This is a genomic window from Domibacillus iocasae, from assembly GCF_001750285.1.
Taxonomy (GTDB): domain Bacteria; phylum Bacillota; class Bacilli; order Bacillales; family Domibacillaceae; genus Domibacillus; species Domibacillus iocasae.
In genome coordinates this window covers 249103-266716 of record NZ_MAMP01000021.1, presented here as the reverse complement: position 1 = coordinate 266716, position 17614 = coordinate 249103, and the positions used below count along the sequence as shown (strand labels likewise).

The following is a 17614-nucleotide window of genomic DNA, read 5'->3' as shown; positions in this document are numbered from 1 at the left end:
TTTGGACAAAAAATGATTTTTCGCCTAATTATTGATATACTTTCTTATAAATCGCTTTCATGAGAGGAGCGGAAGTCGCTTGAAAACCTTTAAAGTGGCATCATTTTTTTTCGAGAAAAAAGGAGAGCTCATTCCAATCCCGCTTCAGGACGGATTGATCATTAATCGTGAAGATGAACAACGCTCATGGCTGATTGAATTATTTTTACATGAAAAAGACGTGCAGGCCGTCCGCTCATTCGAACAAGATAAGCCGTTAACGGCACGCATCGCAATTTCCCACCGCGGAAATGACCCGGCAATGTTTACTGTATCTATTCGTTCTTTTCAGCCTCTTGAGAACGGCACAAGTGTTCTCTTTGACGCACAACTGCGCCAAATGCGAAACGAATATGCGAAACAAGTGCTTCATTCTCTTGTTGAACAGGGCTTAGAAGGTGAACAGCTGCTCGAGACATTTTCCGAGATCATTCGAAAGCATCCAAATGCGCCAGACAAAGAAAAAAACGTTATCCATTGAAGGAAAACGTTTAATTAATGAATAATGCCCGGCTGCAGGCCATTCTGACCGGTTAGAATCGTTTGCTGAAGCAATTGAATAATGTAGTGTATATCCTGTTTTGTGTAAGATTGAACCGGCATTTCCTCGTTATACACTTGAACGTACAAAAGTGAAGCCAGCGCTAAGTCTTGCTCATCGGCAGGTCTTAGCTGTTCAGCTTTTTTTTTTCGTATTCGTTTAAAAAATCAATATAAAAACGCGCTTCCGCCTTGCATGAGAAGTCATAATCTGTGCCAAGCTTTTCCTGCAGTTTATTGATTGTCTCAATTTGCTCTTCCGTCGGTTTTTCCGAGAAAATCTTCGCAACCACTTGATTAATTTTCACGGCAAGTTCTGCATGGAACTGTGGATCATTTTTGATATTATCCGGCACGTGGCTGTACCATGAAGCATTTTGCTGAATGTGGCGCTGCCACTCTTTCATGAAGTCGTCCGGGCTGTACGCATCCTCATCCCACATAATGTTCGCCATATATTGTTCAAACGCCTTCGTAATTGAACGGGTAATGCTGATTTTAATACCGTGTGATAATCCATTTAATATTGACATTGCCAATAGGCACCTCCTAGAAATAGCCACATTGACTTCTTTAAAATAATAACTCTTATACTCTATCATACTTTTGAACCGGTGACAAAATTTTTTCTTATAGAAAAAAGCATCGAGCGGGTAATCGCTTGATGCTTTTATTGTTAGCTGTCTTTGTTATTAGCGTCTTGCATATCATTTTGATCTTCAATAACATCTTCTTCAGGCGTGTTTTCATCCGTGGCTGGATCCATGTCATCGCCGGTATTTGTATCTCCTGTTTCACCATTTTCATCCATGTTGGTATCCTCGTTGTCTCCATCTAGTGCATCGTTGACACCTTCGTCCACCTCTTCTTGCGTATCATTGACACCCTCATCAACATTATCCTGTACATCATTGCCATCATCTTCTACAGCCGGGTCGTTAGCCGGCTCGTCATCATTTCCTCCTCCACACCCTGCTAGAAGCATCGCTGCCAGTGCTGATCCACCGACTAATTTTAAAAGTTTTGCATTCATTCGTAAAAATCTCCTTTCACCAATTCCAATTTTGTATGCTTACTTGCAGTATTATCTCCCGCATTTGGTCAAAATAACCGTTTTTTTTATAAAAAGAGTCGGGAAGTCCTTGCTTTCAAAATATTTAAAAATATAAACATTGTAAATGACCTATTTTGAGCAAAAAGAAGCGATGCTTAAAATATAATTATTTTAAGCATCGCTTCTTAATTGGTACTATTCGAGCGCAAACATTAAATCCGCTTCACATACAAGTTCGCCATCCACTGTTGCCGTTGCTTTCGCTTTCCCGATTGAACCGCGAAGCCGGGTCATTTCAACTTCAAGGCGAAGCTGATCACCCGGGACGACCTGACGTTTAAAGCGGCAGTTGTCAATTCCCGCAAAAAATGCGAGACGGCCTTTATTTTCTTCTTTTTTAAGCATTGCGACTGCGCCAACTTGCGCCAATGCTTCAACGATTAAAACCCCCGGCATTACCGGGTACTCTGGAAAGTGACCGTTAAAAAACTCTTCATTAGCGGTCACATTTTTAATTCCAACCGCACGCTTGCCATCTTCTGCTTCGAGGATCCGGTCCACAAGCAAAAATGGGTAGCGATGCGGAATTGTTTCTTTGATTTCACGAATATCCATATTGACACCCACCTTTAAAAAAGACTATTTACGACTACATCATACAATTGAATCCATGTGTCCACTTTAAATACATCTATAGGATTGCCTTGACCGATAATGCTGTATCCAATCAATGCGCCGATGATAGCTGTTAGGACAATGAAAAACAATGAGATTATAAATCTGCCGAGGGGGGTGAGGCGGGTTTCTTTCTTCCGCTTCAGTTCATTTGCCACTAGTATCCTTCCCCTTATCTGACCCCATTAATTAAGCCCAGCATTTGATCTGCGATAGAGATCGCTTTAGATTGAAATTGATATGAACGCTGTGTGATCATTAGATCGCTCATTTCTTTTGAAAAATCGACATTGGACATTTCAAGCATGCCGGATTGAACGCCCGCTTCCTGCCGCTCTGCCGCGTTCAAATTGCGTAAAATCTGGTTTTCGACCGTCGCCGGGTTTTCCGGCAGCACAAACCTGTTTGCAGAAGCACGTTCTAAAAACTGCGGCTTGTCGACTTCGATGAGACCGAGAAGGCCGGATGCCTGCTCTTCCATATCAACCGCTGCCCGAACAATCGGATTATCGTTCTCATCAAGCACCGGATGGCCATCTGACGTAACAAGCATGACATTTTCGCCGCCAGCCGGTGTAACAGAAAAAGAGCCGTCACGCGTATACTGCACACGACTATTGCCTTGTTCGTCCTGTACGAGTACTTTGAAAAATTGATTTGGTTTTGATAATCCAAAGTCAAGCGTACGCCCTGTTTGCTGTAATGTACCTTGCGTGCCGACCATTTGCGCCTGCGCCATCCTTGCGCCGGCACCGAGTCGAATGCCATATGGCGTCATTCTGCCTACGTCTTCATTTTCACGGTACATGTTGACGGTTTGCTGATGAATGAGATCGGCAAAGGTCGCGTTGCTTCGTTTATATCCGGCTGTGTTTATGTTCGCAACGTTGTTACTGGTGACATCCATCTTTTTCTGAAGCTGTGACAGCGTATTGACCGCATTAATCATTGTTCTATTCATGCTGTGCTCTCCTTTACGTTACACGTCCGATTTCATTTGCCGCTTTCTCCATGCTGCGGTCGTACGCCGTCAGCACTTTTTGATTCGCTTCAAAAGAACGGTACGCTGAAAGCATATCGGTCATTGTCCGCGCCGTATCCGTTGTTGATCCTTCTAAAAATGACTGCTGAATAGAGAAGACGGCTTCATCCGTGCCAAATGCGCTTGGAAGGGCCGCTCCATCGATCCGATACAGTCCGTCTCCTTCTTTAATCAAATCATTTGGATTTTGAGCATACGCTACGCCGATTTGCGCAATGGCCTGACCATTTTCTGTAATCTGGCCCGATCCATCTACTTCAAATTGATCAGACGTTAATTGAATGCGTTCTCCATTTGTATCCTGAACGTAAAAACCGGAAGCCGTCGTTAAATATCCTTCAAGATCGAGTGTAAAGTTGCCGTTCCGCGTATAGCGCGGTTCACCAGCCGCATTTTGAACCGTGAAAAAAACCGATTCTCCTTGCAGCGCTAAATCTGTCGTCAGACCGGTTTCTCTCAAATCACCCTGACGGAAATTCGGAATGGTTTCCTGTAAATATACGCCAGTATTTAAAGAACCTATTTGTGGTTCAAAAGGCAAATTTAATTTATTTTCGACCGGTATGGATGTTTCATCGATTCGCTGCAGCAGCATTTCCGGAAAAGCTCTTACGCTCGTCTGATCTGCTTTATAGCCCGGTGTATTCGCATTTGACATATTATTTGTTAAAATTTCAGTGCGCCGCTGCTGCGCAATCATGCCGGAAGCAGCTGTGTAAAAACCTTTAAACAACTTATTCACCTCATTTTTAAGCAGTACATGCCATCTTTATTATACAATAGGCGCTCTATATATTAACAGAAAATAATGAGAAAACAACATAGAATAAGACAATATAAACAGAGCTGCTTTTATTAAGCAGCTCTGTTTATTCATATCTTTCTTTTTTTGGAAGAAATCCGGTCCATGTTATCGAGCATAATGCCTGTCCCAATTGCCACACAGTCCATTGGGTTTTCCGCAACAAAAATCGGCACCTTCAGTTCTTCTGCCATTAACTGGTCGATACCATGTAATAACGCTCCGCCTCCAGTCAGCATAACGCCGCGGTCAATAATATCCGCTGATAATTCCGGCGGCGTTTGTTCCAGCACATTTTTAGACGCCTGTACAATTTGTGCAACCGATTCACGCAGCGCGCCTTCGATTTCTGTGGAGGTAATCGTTAAGATACGCGGCAGGCCCGTCATGATGTCGCGCCCGCGAATTTCCATTTCTTCATTTCGCCCGCCCGGGTACACCGTGCCCACACTCATTTTGATTGCTTCCGCCGTCCGTTCACCAATCAACAATTTGTACTGCTTTTTCACGTAGCTCATAATATCTGCATCAAATGTATTTCCAGCCACCTTAATTGATTCAGCTGTGACAATCGATCCAAGTGATAAAACAGCCACATCTGTTGTTCCGCCGCCAATATCAATTACCATGTTACCGCTCGGCTCAAAAATATCCATGCCGGCGCCAACCGCTGCTACTTTCGGTTCTTCTTCAAGATAAACCATTTTCCCGCCGCTTTTTTCTGCTGCTTCACGGATTGCTTTTTGTTCTACTGCTGTAATTTGTGTCGGGCAGCAAATTAAAATGCGCGGCTTTGACAAAAAACCTTTTACATTTAGCTTGTTAATAAAATGCTTCAGCATGGACTCCGTCACTTCAAAATCGGCAATAACACCATCACTAAGCGGCCGCATGGCGACAATATTACCCGGAGTCCGGCCAACCATTTGGTAGGCTTCTTCTCCAACTGCTAATACTTTATTCGTGCTGCGGTCTAGCGCCACAACGGAAGGCTCATTCAACACGATGCCCCGCCCTTTTACATAAATCAAAACGTTGGCCGTACCAAGGTCAATCCCAATATCTCTGGATAACATACTCAATTCCCCCTGAATATCTCTTATCTATTTTTCATATAATGTTAAGTTTTATGTTCCAAATACCTATTTTACCATATATTCAAAGAAGAATGGATGGTGAATATTCGTTTTTAACCACGAAAAAGGACGCTCATTAAAACTGAGACATCCTTTTTTAATTATAGAACCAAATATGTCGAAAGCTTACACGATATGGGTCACGAATGCATTGCCGCAGGAAGCGGCTTTCTTATCATTCGATCCTTAATCCTAGCATTTACTCATTACAAAAGTGGAAGTGCGCCGGTCCTTAGACCGGCCTCTTCCACTTTTGCCTGGTCGCTTCTCCTCCCCGCAGATGCCGGATGGACTTATGGTAGTGTAAAATATGTTCGACGCGGGCAGATAGTTCAGGATTTACGTTCGGCAGCCGCTCTGTTAAGTCTTTGTGGACGGTGCTTTTTGAGATGCCAAATTCTTTGGCAATGTCCCGGACTGTTTTGTTTGTTTCAACGATATACTTGCCGGCCTTCAGCGCTCTTTCTTTAATGTATTCGCGCACGCACACGCCTCCTTCAACGGAAACGGGATGAGCGGTGTCGAATGGTTCGGCCACAGGTTTCATTGAATGAAAGTAGACCCATTTCTTTTTATTAACCATATGCATATTGCCTGGAAAATATTCATTTCCATTCGCTGACGGCTTTTCCATAGAGCGCGGATGGATTTAAAAGTTCGCCGTCTTTGGTCATTTCATAATGAACGTGGATGCCCGCTGATTCATTTAAAATACTTCGTCCGGCTTTTCCAATTTTTTGCCCCTGGCTGACAGTATCGTTCTTTTTCACTTGAATATCCGTAATCGATTGGAATGTACTGATTGCGCCGTTTCCGTGATCAATCTCGATATAGTTGCCGAGAAATGCATCTTCACGGACATCCGTAACCGTTCCCGAAAGCGGTGCTGAAACAGCAAATGTTTTTCCATTTTCGAGAACATAATCAACGCCCGTGCTTTCATAATATGTGTCGTTAAACACAACAAGCGCATCTTCCTGATCTCCTAATTCCGCTTTCTCATCATAAAAAGCGGTCTTCGCGACTGCTTCTTTAACGGCCGGCATCATCATTTTTTCCGGCTCTCCGCTGCCATTAACGCTTTCTGCCGTTTCGTTAAATACAGTCGCATCTTCCTTCTCATCCGGCTTCATCACTTCATAAAACATGAGACTTGAAATCAATAAAATAGCACAAGCAAGATAAATCGCAGGCAAAGCCCGCCGCTTCATAAAAAAGTCTTTCAGTTTTGGGGGGAGTGTTTTTTTGCCGCCCTCTTTCATAGTCATCACCTCGAGAACCATTTTGGACAGGCTGATGATTTTTTATACATCTATTCCATAAAATTCCCTAAAATCGTAAAAAAACCGCCACAAACGACTGCGTTTGCGCTCAGATGAGATGGTAAAATCAAAGAGGATATGGAGGTGTGGAAGTGAAAAGATGGATTCGGTTCATATTAATGGCGCTGCCTGTTTTATATATGATTGCAATTTGGATCATGTCGGGACTTCCGCACGATACGATTATGGATTTGCCGAACAACAAAATGGATTTAGTTGTGAAAGAATCGCTTCACCTCGTTGAATTCGCGATTTTGTATGTACTCATTATACTTGCGTTTCTTGCGAATGGCAGATTAACGCCGCTTGTCAGCCTGGCTGCAGCCATGTTTGCTTCTGTTTACGGACTGGTCGATGAAATTCATCAAGTGTTTGTTCCATACCGGTCAGCCACATTGATCGATGCCATTAAAGATGTGGTTGGGGTTACTATTGCTTTTTTAGCTATTAATTATATGTATTTTGAACGTAAATCCCGGGTTGGCCGCTGGATGGCCGGCTTTAGTGAATGGACACGTCCGCAATAAGAGCGGACGTGTTTTTTTAGTTCGTTTTTAACGGTTTAAAAATGTTTGAGCATCGCTAATGACAGTACCCGGGTAATAATGAGCGATGATGTCTTGATAATCTTTCCCCTCTTTTGCCATACCATTCGCTCCGTACTGGCTCATGCCCACCCCATGACCATATCCTTTTGTCGTGATGACAACATCTGCATCGCTTACTGTCATTTGAAAGTCGGCAGAAGGAAGTCCAAGCGTTTCTCTAATTTCACGGCCGGTAAATGTTTTCCCGTCAATGGCTATAGATCCAATACGGCCTCCCGTTGTTTTTTTTATGACAGCACCAACAACACCCGATCCCGGCAATGAAACCCCCAGCTTTTCCTCGACTTCTTGTTTTGTCAAAACGACTTCCTGCTCAAAATTTGGCGCGGCAGCATCCCACGGACTGGCGACACTTATTAGATAAGGCTCAGCTGACTGCCAGTATTCTTCTGCATTTTCCGTCTGCCCGTTGCCGGATGAAAAAAATGCAGCGGTAATCGGCTCTCCGTCATAGATGAGCACTTCTCCTTCTGTTTCTTGTGCGGCTGCTTCAATTTTAGCTTTATTTGTCTCGAAATCTGCTCCCCACAGTTCCTTCTGGTCTTCCTCGTCTTTAAACACCTGATCGTCTACCGTATCGGTTACATCCATCCCTTTTAATGTTTGCGTTAAAATAAATGTCCGCGCAGCAACTGCTTGTGCCTTTAATGCTTCTTTTTCAAAAGACGCCGGCATTTCTGCCGCTACTACGCCTGCCACATACTCTTCAAGTGGAACAGATTCTGTTTTTTGTGTATCTGACCGAATGACATCGACTGTCGGATCTTCTTCCTGCACAGGAGCCTGAGTCGTTTCTTTTTCTGTCAGCCATAAGCCTGCAGCAGGAATGGCAATCGCTGCAATGATAATAAATAAAAAAGCGGACAATGGCTTTTTCAACAAAATTCCCTCCTTGCTGTATAAAAAGGGATATGCTCGACTATACTGATTATGACTGAACGTAAAAAAACCGCCTGCACTTACAGACGGTTTTTGTAAAAAAATAAAAATAAAGAATTAAGAATGAATTCAGCTTTTCACCGCGACTGGCGTATCTGCTGTTTCTGTTACGCGCTCAATATCTGCACCAAGCGCTGCAAGCTTGCCGTGGAAGTTTACATATCCGCGGTCAAGATGCTTTAATTCTGTAACACGTGTGTAGCCATCTGCAACAAGTCCAGCGACGATAAGAGCCGCTGCGGCACGTAAATCAGTCGCTGCCACTTCTGCGCCCTGGAGATCGGATGGTCCATCAATAATAACGGAGCGGCCTTCAATTTTTGCATTTGCATTCATTCGGCGGAATTCTTCCACATGCATAAAACGATTTTCAAAAACCGTTTCGGTAATGACGCCGGTGCCTTCCGCTTTCAGCATAAGTGCCATCATTTGTGACTGCATATCTGTCGGGAATCCAGGATGCGGCATCGTTTTAATATCGACCGATTTCATTTTTTCAGGACCGATAACACGAACACCATTCTCTTCCTCAATAATTTCAATGCCCATTTCACGCAATTTCGCGATCAATGAAGACATGTGTTCTGCTACAGCGCCTTCAATGAGAACGTTGCCGCCTGTAATCGCTGCGGCTGTCATGAATGTTCCGGCTTCAATACGATCAGGAATGATCGCATGATCTGCACCCGCTAAAACGTCGACGCCTTCGATACGAATCGTTTCTGTTCCAGCACCAATTACTTTGCCGCCCATTTTGTTAATGAGGTTTGCAAGGTCAACAATTTCCGGCTCTTTTGCAGCATTTTCAAGGATGGTTGTGCCTTCTGCAAGAGCAGCAGCTGTCATAATGTTTTCCGTCGCCCCAACGCTTGGGAAATCAAGATAAATTTTTGCACCTTTTAAACGGCCATCCGTTTCTGCTTCAATAAAACCATTTTCAACGCGCACACGTGCACCCATTGCTTCAAACCCTTTTAAATGCTGATCAATGGGACGTGAACCAATCGCGCATCCGCCCGGCAATGCCACACGTGCTTTTCCATTCCGTGCCAAAAGTGCACCCATAACTAAAACAGAGGCGCGCATTTTGCGAACATATTCAAATGGTGCTTCAATTAAAAGTTCTTTTGTTGCATCAACGGTTACCATATTGTTTTCAAACGTTACTTCACAATTTAAATGGCGTAATACTTCATTAATCGTATATACATCGGATAAAGTAGGTACGTCACGAATGACACACTTTCCTTCTCCTGCAAGCATGGTCGCTGCAATAACCGGCAGCACCGAATTTTTTGCTCCTTCAACTTTGACGGTACCGTTCAACTGACGGCCGCCGCGGACGATAATTTTGTCCAAACTGTTCCCCTCCGCGTCCTTTTCTATTATACATATTCAAATCAGTGGACTGACGTTCCAGCCCTGTCCAATGTCTTTTTCATAACTTCGACAAAACTTCCTAAAGTTTATCATTCTGATCGTGCGTTTCACAAGTGAAATTTAGCACAATTTGTAGAGACTTTGTGAAATTATTCAAAAAACCATCCTTTTTTGTTTTCCCGTCTGATCGAGCACTAAAACCAAAATGAATGTTTTTTCACAAATTGCCTCCATTCAATTTAAATGATTTTACTAGAAAAGGCAAGTACGTCAGTGCAAGACTTAAACTAAAAAAGTAAAGGAAGCTGACGAGCCCATTGTAAATAGTTTAAAAAGAAGCTGCTGACAGCTGACCCGATTGCAATCGAAAGCAGCAAATAAAGCATACGAGCCTGTGCAACGTGGTTTTTACGAAAAAGCTGATCGAGCCGAAGCGATTGTAATGCCCAAAACGACAAGCCAATGCAAAAAAGACTGAGAATCATGCTGATCAGCGCCTCTTGCCCGAATGATTCAATCATGCAAATTCTCCTTTTATCATCATGAGATGGGACTCATTTGTTATTAACATTCAAATTATTTTTATTAATATAAAAAAGCCGCCCGATCGTCAAAAACGATGGGCAGCTTTTTTATAATTTGCCTTCGTATACATTGACGCGGTTAATCGCACGCTTCAATGCCAGTTCGGCACGTTTAAAATCGACGTTTTCCTGCTTGCTTTGTAATAGCTGCTCAGCGCGCTGCTGAGCTTCTTTCGCTCGGGAAACGTCGATGTTTTCCGCTTTTTCAGCAGCTTGCGCTAATATCGTTACCTGATCCGGACGAACTTCGAGAAAGCCGCCGCTGATAGCGACCAATTCGGATTGCTTGCCGCCTGTAACTAACCGGACTACGCCGATTTGCAAGGGAGCGACCATCGGGACGTGGCCGGCCATGATGCCGAGTTCGCCGCTTTGTGCTTTTGCACTAACGAGTTCCACGTTCGTATCCACGACCGGGCCGTCAGGAGTGACGATATTGACGTTAAATGTCTTCATAGCTAAACCTCCTGGTCCCTATATTAAGCGTTCGCACCCATTTCTTGTGCTTTTGCCACAACTTCTTCAATGCCGCCGACCAAACGGAATGCATCTTCAGGAAGATTATCATGTTTACCATCCAAAATTTCACGGAATCCGCGTACAGTATCTTGTACCTGTACGTAAGATCCTTTTTGGCCTGTAAACTGCTCGGCCACGTGGAAGTTTTGTGAAAGGAAAAACTGAATGCGGCGCGCGCGAGATACCGTCAATTTGTCATCCTCTGACAATTCATCCATACCGAGGATTGCGATAATATCCTGCAGTTCTCTGTAGCGCTGCAATGTCTGCTGTACAGAACGCGCCACGTTGTAATGCTCTTCGCCAACAATTTCTGGTGAAAGGGCACGTGATGTAGAAGCAAGTGGATCTACCGCAGGGTAGATACCCATTTCAGAAAGTTTACGCTCAAGGTTTGTTGTTGCATCCAAGTGAGCAAATGTTGTCGCTGGAGCCGGATCCGTATAGTCATCGGCTGGGACATAAATTGCCTGGATAGATGTAACGGAACCTACGTTAGTTGATGTAATACGTTCTTGAAGCTGACCCATTTCAGTTGCCAAAGTCGGCTGGTAACCTACCGCTGACGGAAGGCGTCCAAGAAGGGCAGATACTTCAGAACCCGCTTGTGTGAAACGGAAGATATTATCGATAAAGAACAATACGTCCTGTCCTTGATCATCACGGAAATATTCAGCCATTGTCAGACCTGTCAGGGCAACACGCATACGTGCACCTGGCGGCTCATTCATCTGTCCAAATACCATCGCTGTTTTCGCAATAACACCTGAATCGCTCATCTCGTGGAAAAGGTCATTCCCTTCACGAGTACGCTCACCAACACCGGCAAATACTGAAATACCACCGTGTTCCTGCGCGATGTTGTTGATTAATTCCTGAATAAGTACCGTTTTACCTACACCGGCACCACCGAAGAGACCAATTTTACCACCTTTAATGTATGGTGCAAGAAGGTCAACGACTTTAATACCTGTTTCCAAAATTTCAACTTCTGTTGAAAGCTGGTCAAATGTAGGCGCTGCGCGGTGAATCGCATCACGACGAGCTCCTGCTTCGAGCTCCTTCTCGTCAATTGGTTCGCCAAGTACGTTGAATACACGGCCAAGCGTGATGTCTCCAACTGGTACTGAAATAGCGCTGCCTGTATCAATTACTTCCTGGTTACGCTGCAGGCCGTCTGTCGAAGCCATCGCAATCGCACGAACAGAGTCATCGCCAAGGTGTGTAGCGACTTCTAGTGTAAGCTCTTTGCCGGCTTCTGAACCGATTTGAACTTTTAAAGCGTTATAAATGGCAGGAAGTTGACCGTTTGCAAACTTTACGTCAACGACCGGACCCATAACTTGAAGAACGCGTCCTTTGTTCATCATTTTCCCTCCTGTTTTTATAAGCGGGACAATAGCTTCCCGCCTTAAGTGACTATTCGAGTGCTGCAGCTCCGCCAACAATTTCCGTTATTTCCTGGGTAATCGCGGCCTGACGAGCACGGTTATATTGAAGTGTCAAATTGCGTATAAGCTCTTTCGCGTTGTCGGTTGCATTTTGCATAGCCGTCATACGCGCTGCGTGCTCACTCGCTTTTCCATCAAGAAGTGCTCCGTAAATTAAGCTTTCTGCGTATTGAGGAAGCAAAACTTCAAGAATTTCTTCTGCGGAAGGTTCAAATTCATATGAAGAAAGACGGCCGCCTGACGACTCAATTTCCGTCAATGGCAATACTTTCTTCATTGTTACGTCCTGCTGAATCGCATTGACGAAATGGCTGTAATACATGTAAAGCTCATCATACGCGCCTTCTGAGAAAAGATCGACGGTTTTACGAACGATCTCTTTTACATCAGCGAAAGACGGTTGATCTGGAAGACCTGTGACGCTTTCAATGGCTTCAATGCCACGCATGCGGAAAAAATCCCGTCCAACGCGTCCGAGCGCAATGACAACATACTCGTCTTTTGACGTATGACGCTCTTGAATTTGTTTGTAAACAGAACGTAAAATGCTGCTGTTATAAGCTCCCGCCAAACCGCGGTCCGATGTAATAACAAGGTACCCGGTTTTTTTAACGGGGCGGGAGACAAGCATCGGATGTGTTACATCTTTACTGCCGAGCGCGATTGACGCAACAACTTCCTGAATTTTATCCATATAAGGAACAAATGATTTCGCATTTGATTCCGCACGGCTTAATTTAGAAGCGGATACCATTTGCATGGCTTTCGTAATCTGACTCGTCTTTTTCGTCGATGTAATACGTGTTTGTATATCGCGTAACGATGCCACTTTCTCTCACCACCCTTTTTGTGTTTGATGACGCAGACAGGGCGGACGTCCGATAGACGGTACCGCCCTTATGCTACTCTTATTCGGATTTCACAAACGACTTTTTAAACTCGCTGATTGCTGCTTTCAATTCATCATCAGACGGAAGTTCTTTCGTTGTGCGAATATGATCGTACACATTTGTGTGGTTTTTATCGAGCCAGTGTAACAGTTCATCTTCGAAACGAGTGATATCAGAAACTGCAATATCGTCAAGATGGCCGCGTGTCAATGCATAAAGAATGACAACCTGGCGCTCAACTTTAAGCGGTTTGTTTAAATCCTGCTTCAATACTTCAACTGTACGGGCACCACGGTTTAGCTTCGACTGCGTGATCGCATCAAGATCTGAACCGAACTGTGCAAATGCTTCAAGCTCACGGTAAGCGGCGAGATCAAGACGCAGTGTACCTGCTACCTTTTTCATCGCTTTAATTTGTGCGGAACCACCAACACGTGACACAGAAAGACCCGCATTGATCGCCGGACGTACGCCCGAGAAGAACAAGTCAGACTGTAAGAAGATTTGTCCGTCTGTAATTGAGATTACGTTCGTTGGAATGTAAGCGGAGATATCCCCTGCTTGTGTTTCAACGAATGGAAGTGCTGTAATCGAACCTGCACCAAGTGTATCGTTCAATTTCGCTGCACGCTCTAATAAACGTGAATGCAAGTAGAATACGTCACCAGGATACGCTTCACGACCTGGAGGACGGCGAAGAAGAAGGGAAAGTTCACGGTATGCGGCTGCTTGTTTTGAAAGATCATCATATACGATCAAAACGTGCTTGCCGTTAAACATGAATTCTTCTGCCATTGATACGCCCGTGTAAGGCGCAAGGAACAACATTGGAGCTGGTGAAGACGCCGACGCTGTTACAACGATTGTGTAATCAAGCGCACCGTGTTTGCGAAGTGTTTCTACCGCATTACGGACTGTTGATTCTTTTTGACCAATCGCAACATAGATACATACCATATCCTGGTCACGCTGGTTCAAGATTGTATCGATTGCAACTGTCGTTTTACCTGTTTGACGGTCACCAATAATTAATTCACGCTGTCCACGGCCGATTGGCACGAGGGCGTCAATCGCTTTAATCCCAGTTTGCAGCGGTTCATGAACCGATTTACGGGCCATAACGCCTGTTGCTGGGCTTTCGATTGGACGTGTTTTTGTTGTATTGACTGGACCAAGACCATCGACTGGCTGACCAAGTGAGTTTACAACGCGGCCAATTAGTTCTTCGCCGACCGGTACTTCCATGATGCGGCCTGTGCGGCGTACTTCATCGCCTTCTTTGATGCCTGTGTAAGGACCAAGAATGATAATACCTACGTTGTTTTCTTCCAGGTTTTGAGCCATACCCATTACGCCGTTAGAGAATTCAAGAAGCTCTCCCGCCATAACGTTGTCGAGGCCATGAGCACGTGCGATACCGTCCCCAACCTGGATGACAGTACCGACGTCGCTAACTGTAATATCGGACTGGAAGTTTTCAATTTGCTTTTTTATCAGCGCACTGATTTCTTCAGCTTTGATGCTCATGCATGTCACCCCTCAGTTTCTTCAAGAAGCTTAAACGCTTCTATCTAATTTATAAATTCGTTGTTAATTGTTTTTCAAGACGGTTTAATTTGCCACGCAAAGTGCCGTCAAAAATGCGGTTACCGATTCGGACTTTTAAGCCGCCCAGAAGATTCGGGTCCACAATGTTTTCAATATTTAATGTTTGCTTGCCGACTTTACGAGAAAAAGTATGAGACACGCTTGCCTCTTCTGCTTCCGTCAATGGACGCGTAGAAAAAACTGTGGCATCTGCAATACCCCGTTCTTCATTGGAAAGCTTAATAAATTCTTCACATACAGCTACGATTTCATTAGCACGCCGACGCTCAACAAGCAGCTTTAACGTGTTTGCAACAGTTACTGATGCGTGGGCAGCCAGTGTATTAACTAGAGCCTGCTTTTCTGCAACCGACAAGTTTGGCGACTCTAATAATTTGGAGATTTCGCCATTTTCATCGATAACCTGTTTTACGACGCGCAGTTCCTGATCATACTTCGCTACCTCGTTATGTTCTTTTGCCAGTTCGAAAAGCGCGATCGCGTAGCGTTTTGCCGCTCCGGATTTACTCATCGCTCTTCCCCTGCCTCTTTAATGTACTGATTAATTAGCGTTTCCTGATCTGCCGCTGAAAGATCTTTTTCGATTACTTTCGATGCGATCATAACAGATAAAGCAGCCACTTGTTCACGCAATGAGTTCATTGCGTTGTCACGCTCTTGCGCGATTTCAAGCTTCGCTGATTCTTTCAAGCGTTCAGATTCAGCGCGGGCAGCCGCCAGAATTTCTGTTTTTTGCTCTTCGCCGAGTTTCTTGGCGTTTTCAATTGTATTTTGTGCTTCAAGGCGGGCTGTTTTTACTTCCGCACGTGTTTGTTCTAATAATTGATTCGCTTCGACACGGCTTTTTTCAGCCGCTTCGATTTCTGATGCAATGTGCTCTTCACGCTGAGTCATGATGCCCATTAATGGCGCCCATGCAAACTTTTTCAGCAACGCGAGCAAGATAATAAACATCACTAACTGGAAAAGGATATCTCCGCCATTAAAGCCGGCACCCGCTCCAAGTACGTATGCGTTTGTCGTCACGATCATTTCACTCCCTTCAAGAGGTTCGCGTTCTTTCCTATTATAAAGAAAAAACATTTAAATAAACGGTTATTGCGATTTACACATAAAGGAATGGCGAAGGCTCGCATAAGAATGTGATCTTCGCCATAGGGCTCACAGGATGTGAGTCACAAAGGCGTTGCAACAGGACGTTGCGTTCTTAGCCTTTGTTCCTTTTTCCTGAAGCGTTTATTGTCCAGCTCCGACGGCCAGCCTCTGAACGAACGCCAGCCGCGGGCCCACAGGATGTGGGTCACGAATGCGTTGCCGCAGGACGCGGCGAACTTAGCATTCGATCCTTTATTATTGTCCTTGTACCATGAACGCGATTACTACGGCGATAATAGGAATCGCCTCTACTAGTGCTACCCCGATGAACATTGTTGTTTGGAGCATACCACGTGCTTCTGGCTGACGAGCCATACCTTCGACTGTTTTTGATACGATCAGACCGTTACCTACACCGGCACCAACGGCCGCTAAACCAATTGCAATTGCTGCTGCTAAAAGACCCATGTTAATTTTTCCTCCTTATTTTTGAAAAGCATGATTTACTAACATAAATATTTGTCCAATGACTGAACAGGCTAATTATATTAATGGTCATGGCTCACTTTGTGTGAGATATAAACCATCGTTAACATAACAAAGATGAATGCCTGAATGGCACCAACGAAAACAGAGAAGCCCATCCATGCAAGTGTCGGAATGACAGCTGCCAGATGTCCGCCAACGCCTGTAGCAAGCGATCCTGCAAGTAGTGTAAGCAGAATCTCACCGGCAAAGATATTACCATACAGCCGGAGACCGAGTGTAAGCGTGTTGGCAAATTCCTCGATAATTTTCAACGGGAACATAAACCACATCGGGCGGAAGAAATCCTTTCCGTATTCGGAAAAACCTTTCATGCGGATCGCATAATAATGAGACAAGCCCACTACCATAACGGCCAGCGTGAGTGTGACAACCGGATCGGCTGTCGGTGATTTCCACCATAAATAATCGTTATAAACAATCGCGAACGGAAGTCCGAGCATATTGGATACGAAAATGTACATAATCAGTGTGATTCCAAGAACATGGAATCGCCCGCCTGTCTTCCAGTCCATATTGCTTTTAACAATCCCTTTGACAAAGTCCATGACCCATTCAAAGAAGTTCTGCATTCCTGTTGGTTTAAGTGCCAGCTTACGCGTGGCAAGCAACGCGATCAGAAATACAATGACACTGGCTACTGTAATCATCAGCATGTTTGCCAGGTTGAACGTCAATGTGATCCCAAATAAATCGAGATCATATAATGGAGACTTATGATCCAAATTATTTCACCTCTTTCCCGTTCGTGCGTTTTATAATATGTTGGATGACAAAATCTATCATAATCACTGCATAAGCAGTCATTAATCCAATAACGGTGCTGATCAAATTGAATTGATCCGGGTTTTGGAGAGCGATCATCGCTGCAAGTGCTGCAGATCCCATTCTCAGAATTGTGCCAAGAGATGGAATTTTCCGTCCCTCTTCCACTGCTTTGCTAAAACGTTCAATTCTCCTTGCGATAATCCAGTGATTGTAAAGACTGAGCGCAGTTCCTAAAATCAGCCCTGCATAAATGTCCTGTACAGACGTAAACCCCCAGCCGATGACGAAGATGGCAAGCAGATAAATCAAATATTTTCGTTGTCGTTTAATAGAATGCTGGAGTTCGGGCATAAAGTGCTAGTCTCCTGAATTGAAATGTTGAATTGTCCGCATCATGGCGTAAATTCCTGCTGAAAGGCCTCCCAGCAGTCCGATGATTAAAAAAAGAGGCACTGTATTAAAATGATTGTCAAGCGCCAGACCTGCAAAAATACCGGCAATCATCGAGCCGGCGAGCTGAGCAAGTACGGCACTATAAAGCGCCATAGCCCTAAAAGGTCGGTTTTCCTGATTCCGGTTCATCACACACCTCAATTGCATGCTTGACGACATAAAA

Annotated in this window: 25 protein-coding genes; 2 read left to right on the top strand and 23 right to left on the bottom strand. The window is 44.4% G+C overall.

Translation table 11 applies throughout. The annotated features are described in order from the left end of the window. The first annotated feature begins 79 nt into the window (after positions 1–79). A complete protein-coding gene (locus tag BA724_RS10120; protein ID WP_069938537.1) occupies positions 80–520 on the top strand; it encodes a YwpF family protein in 441 nt (146 codons plus the stop codon). A 14-nt stretch (positions 521–534) separates the two neighbouring features. Here the strand turns inward: BA724_RS10120 and BA724_RS19045 are convergent, their stop codons facing one another. The 10 genes from BA724_RS19045 to BA724_RS10075 all read right to left on the bottom strand — a co-directional run bounded on the left by BA724_RS19045 (position 535) and on the right by BA724_RS10075 (position 6550). Then, positions 535–669: a hypothetical protein gene (locus BA724_RS19045; RefSeq protein WP_281182007.1), complete on the bottom strand. Its 135-nt coding sequence runs from the start codon at positions 667–669 to the stop codon at positions 535–537. Positions 670–707: 38 nt separating this feature from the next. After that, the gene (locus tag BA724_RS10115) at positions 708–1112 is read right to left on the bottom strand and encodes a hypothetical protein (protein WP_069938672.1); all 405 of its coding nucleotides are present in this window, start codon (positions 1110–1112) and stop codon (positions 708–710) included. Between the two features lie 143 nt (positions 1113–1255). Beyond that, positions 1256–1612 carry a hypothetical protein gene (locus BA724_RS10110; RefSeq protein WP_069938536.1) on the bottom strand — a complete coding sequence of 119 codons (357 nt, stop codon included), beginning with the start codon at positions 1610–1612 and terminating at the stop codon, positions 1256–1258. A 216-nt stretch (positions 1613–1828) separates the two neighbouring features. Then, positions 1829–2248, bottom strand: coding sequence for a 3-hydroxyacyl-ACP dehydratase FabZ (gene fabZ, locus BA724_RS10105; RefSeq protein ID WP_069938535.1), 420 nt, complete (start codon positions 2246–2248; stop codon positions 1829–1831). A gap of 14 nt (positions 2249–2262) precedes the next feature. Next, positions 2263–2466 carry a DNA-directed RNA polymerase subunit beta gene (locus BA724_RS10100; RefSeq protein WP_069938534.1) on the bottom strand — a complete coding sequence of 68 codons (204 nt, stop codon included), beginning with the start codon at positions 2464–2466 and terminating at the stop codon, positions 2263–2265. A gap of 14 nt (positions 2467–2480) precedes the next feature. Continuing rightward, positions 2481–3269, bottom strand: coding sequence for a flagellar hook-basal body protein (locus BA724_RS10095; protein ID WP_069938533.1), 789 nt, complete (start codon positions 3267–3269; stop codon positions 2481–2483). Between the two features lie 13 nt (positions 3270–3282). Beyond that, positions 3283–4083, bottom strand: a complete 801-nt coding sequence (locus BA724_RS10090) for a flagellar hook-basal body protein (protein WP_069938532.1) — start codon at positions 4081–4083, stop codon at positions 3283–3285. A 140-nt stretch (positions 4084–4223) separates the two neighbouring features. Continuing rightward, complete coding sequence (gene mreB, locus BA724_RS10085; protein WP_069938531.1) at positions 4224–5228, bottom strand: rod shape-determining protein; 1005 nt, start codon at positions 5226–5228, stop codon at positions 4224–4226. A 292-nt stretch (positions 5229–5520) separates the two neighbouring features. Next, positions 5521–5772 (bottom strand): sporulation transcriptional regulator SpoIIID, encoded by a 252-nt coding sequence (gene spoIIID / locus BA724_RS10080; RefSeq protein WP_069938671.1) that lies wholly within the window; start codon positions 5770–5772, stop codon positions 5521–5523. Between the two features lie 121 nt (positions 5773–5893). Next, the gene (locus BA724_RS10075) at positions 5894–6550 is read right to left on the bottom strand and encodes a M23 family metallopeptidase (RefSeq protein ID WP_069938530.1); all 657 of its coding nucleotides are present in this window, start codon (positions 6548–6550) and stop codon (positions 5894–5896) included. Positions 6551–6702: 152 nt separating this feature from the next. On the opposite strand from BA724_RS10075, the gene BA724_RS10070 reads away from it, so the two are divergent. Beyond that, positions 6703–7137, top strand: coding sequence for a VanZ family protein (locus BA724_RS10070; protein ID WP_069938670.1), 435 nt, complete (start codon positions 6703–6705; stop codon positions 7135–7137). Between the two features lie 27 nt (positions 7138–7164). Here BA724_RS10070 and spoIID read toward each other — a convergent pair whose 3' ends face one another. From spoIID to BA724_RS10005, 13 genes are all read right to left on the bottom strand, one after another. Then, positions 7165–8103 (bottom strand): stage II sporulation protein D, encoded by a 939-nt coding sequence (gene spoIID / locus BA724_RS10065; RefSeq protein WP_425389018.1) that lies wholly within the window; start codon positions 8101–8103, stop codon positions 7165–7167. Between the two features lie 123 nt (positions 8104–8226). Next, positions 8227–9516: a UDP-N-acetylglucosamine 1-carboxyvinyltransferase gene (murA, locus tag BA724_RS10060; protein WP_069938528.1), complete on the bottom strand. Its 1290-nt coding sequence runs from the start codon at positions 9514–9516 to the stop codon at positions 8227–8229. A 308-nt stretch (positions 9517–9824) separates the two neighbouring features. Further along, entirely contained in the window at positions 9825–10058 is a 234-nt protein-coding gene (locus BA724_RS10055) for a DUF1146 family protein (RefSeq protein WP_069938527.1), read from the bottom strand. 111 nt (positions 10059–10169) lie between these two features. Continuing rightward, entirely contained in the window at positions 10170–10577 is a 408-nt protein-coding gene (locus tag BA724_RS10050; RefSeq protein ID WP_069938526.1) for a F0F1 ATP synthase subunit epsilon, read from the bottom strand. Between the two features lie 23 nt (positions 10578–10600). Beyond that, positions 10601–12007: a F0F1 ATP synthase subunit beta gene (gene atpD / locus BA724_RS10045; RefSeq protein WP_069938525.1), complete on the bottom strand. Its 1407-nt coding sequence runs from the start codon at positions 12005–12007 to the stop codon at positions 10601–10603. Between the two features lie 52 nt (positions 12008–12059). Further along, positions 12060–12920 carry a F0F1 ATP synthase subunit gamma gene (locus BA724_RS10040; protein ID WP_069938524.1) on the bottom strand — a complete coding sequence of 287 codons (861 nt, stop codon included), beginning with the start codon at positions 12918–12920 and terminating at the stop codon, positions 12060–12062. Positions 12921–12999: 79 nt separating this feature from the next. Next, a complete protein-coding gene (gene atpA / locus BA724_RS10035) occupies positions 13000–14508 on the bottom strand; it encodes a F0F1 ATP synthase subunit alpha (RefSeq protein WP_069938523.1) in 1509 nt (502 codons plus the stop codon). Positions 14509–14557: 49 nt separating this feature from the next. Then, on the bottom strand, positions 14558–15100 hold the full coding sequence (locus BA724_RS10030) for a F0F1 ATP synthase subunit delta (RefSeq protein ID WP_069938522.1): 543 nt from the start codon (positions 15098–15100) through the stop codon (positions 14558–14560). After that, positions 15097–15615 carry a F0F1 ATP synthase subunit B gene (gene atpF / locus BA724_RS10025; RefSeq protein ID WP_069938669.1) on the bottom strand — a complete coding sequence of 173 codons (519 nt, stop codon included), beginning with the start codon at positions 15613–15615 and terminating at the stop codon, positions 15097–15099. The genes BA724_RS10030 and atpF overlap by 4 nt, the downstream gene beginning before the upstream one ends. Before the next feature lie 324 nt (positions 15616–15939). Next, positions 15940–16152 (bottom strand): F0F1 ATP synthase subunit C, encoded by a 213-nt coding sequence (gene atpE, locus BA724_RS10020; protein WP_045852010.1) that lies wholly within the window; start codon positions 16150–16152, stop codon positions 15940–15942. Positions 16153–16232: 80 nt separating this feature from the next. Next, positions 16233–16955, bottom strand: a complete 723-nt coding sequence (gene atpB, locus BA724_RS10015; RefSeq protein ID WP_069938521.1) for a F0F1 ATP synthase subunit A — start codon at positions 16953–16955, stop codon at positions 16233–16235. Between the two features lies 1 nt (position 16956). Next, positions 16957–17349: an ATP synthase subunit I gene (locus BA724_RS10010; protein ID WP_069938520.1), complete on the bottom strand. Its 393-nt coding sequence runs from the start codon at positions 17347–17349 to the stop codon at positions 16957–16959. Between the two features lie 6 nt (positions 17350–17355). Continuing rightward, complete coding sequence (locus tag BA724_RS10005; protein ID WP_069938519.1) at positions 17356–17580, bottom strand: AtpZ/AtpI family protein; 225 nt, start codon at positions 17578–17580, stop codon at positions 17356–17358. Between the last annotated feature and the right edge of the window lie 34 nt (positions 17581–17614).

What these genes read in the sequence shown, in the direction of transcription:
- fabZ (WP_069938535.1), bottom strand. Translation starts at nt 2,248, where the DNA reads ATGGATATTCGTGAAATCAAAGAAACAATTCCGCATCGCTACCCATTT.
- atpE (WP_045852010.1), bottom strand. Translation starts at nt 16,152, where the DNA reads ATGGGTCTTTTAGCAGCAGCAATTGCAATTGGTTTAGCGGCCGTTGGT.
- BA724_RS10050 (WP_069938526.1), bottom strand. Translation starts at nt 10,577, where the DNA reads ATGAAGACATTTAACGTCAATATCGTCACTCCTGACGGCCCGGTCGTG.
- BA724_RS10075 (WP_069938530.1), bottom strand. Translation starts at nt 6,550, where the DNA reads ATGAAAGAGGGCGGCAAAAAAACACTCCCCCCAAAACTGAAAGACTTT.
- atpD (WP_069938525.1), bottom strand. Translation starts at nt 12,007, where the DNA reads ATGAACAAAGGACGCGTTCTTCAAGTTATGGGTCCGGTCGTTGACGTA.
- BA724_RS10110 (WP_069938536.1), bottom strand. Translation starts at nt 1,612, where the DNA reads ATGAATGCAAAACTTTTAAAATTAGTCGGTGGATCAGCACTGGCAGCG.
- mreB (WP_069938531.1), bottom strand. Translation starts at nt 5,228, where the DNA reads ATGTTATCCAGAGATATTGGGATTGACCTTGGTACGGCCAACGTTTTG.
- BA724_RS10010 (WP_069938520.1), bottom strand. Translation starts at nt 17,349, where the DNA reads ATGCCCGAACTCCAGCATTCTATTAAACGACAACGAAAATATTTGATT.
- atpA (WP_069938523.1), bottom strand. Translation starts at nt 14,508, where the DNA reads ATGAGCATCAAAGCTGAAGAAATCAGTGCGCTGATAAAAAAGCAAATT.
- BA724_RS10055 (WP_069938527.1), bottom strand. Translation starts at nt 10,058, where the DNA reads ATGATTGAATCATTCGGGCAAGAGGCGCTGATCAGCATGATTCTCAGT.
- BA724_RS10115 (WP_069938672.1), bottom strand. Translation starts at nt 1,112, where the DNA reads ATGTCAATATTAAATGGATTATCACACGGTATTAAAATCAGCATTACC.
- BA724_RS10095 (WP_069938533.1), bottom strand. Translation starts at nt 3,269, where the DNA reads ATGAATAGAACAATGATTAATGCGGTCAATACGCTGTCACAGCTTCAG.
- BA724_RS10030 (WP_069938522.1), bottom strand. Translation starts at nt 15,100, where the DNA reads ATGAGTAAATCCGGAGCGGCAAAACGCTACGCGATCGCGCTTTTCGAA.
- BA724_RS10005 (WP_069938519.1), bottom strand. Translation starts at nt 17,580, where the DNA reads ATGAACCGGAATCAGGAAAACCGACCTTTTAGGGCTATGGCGCTTTAT.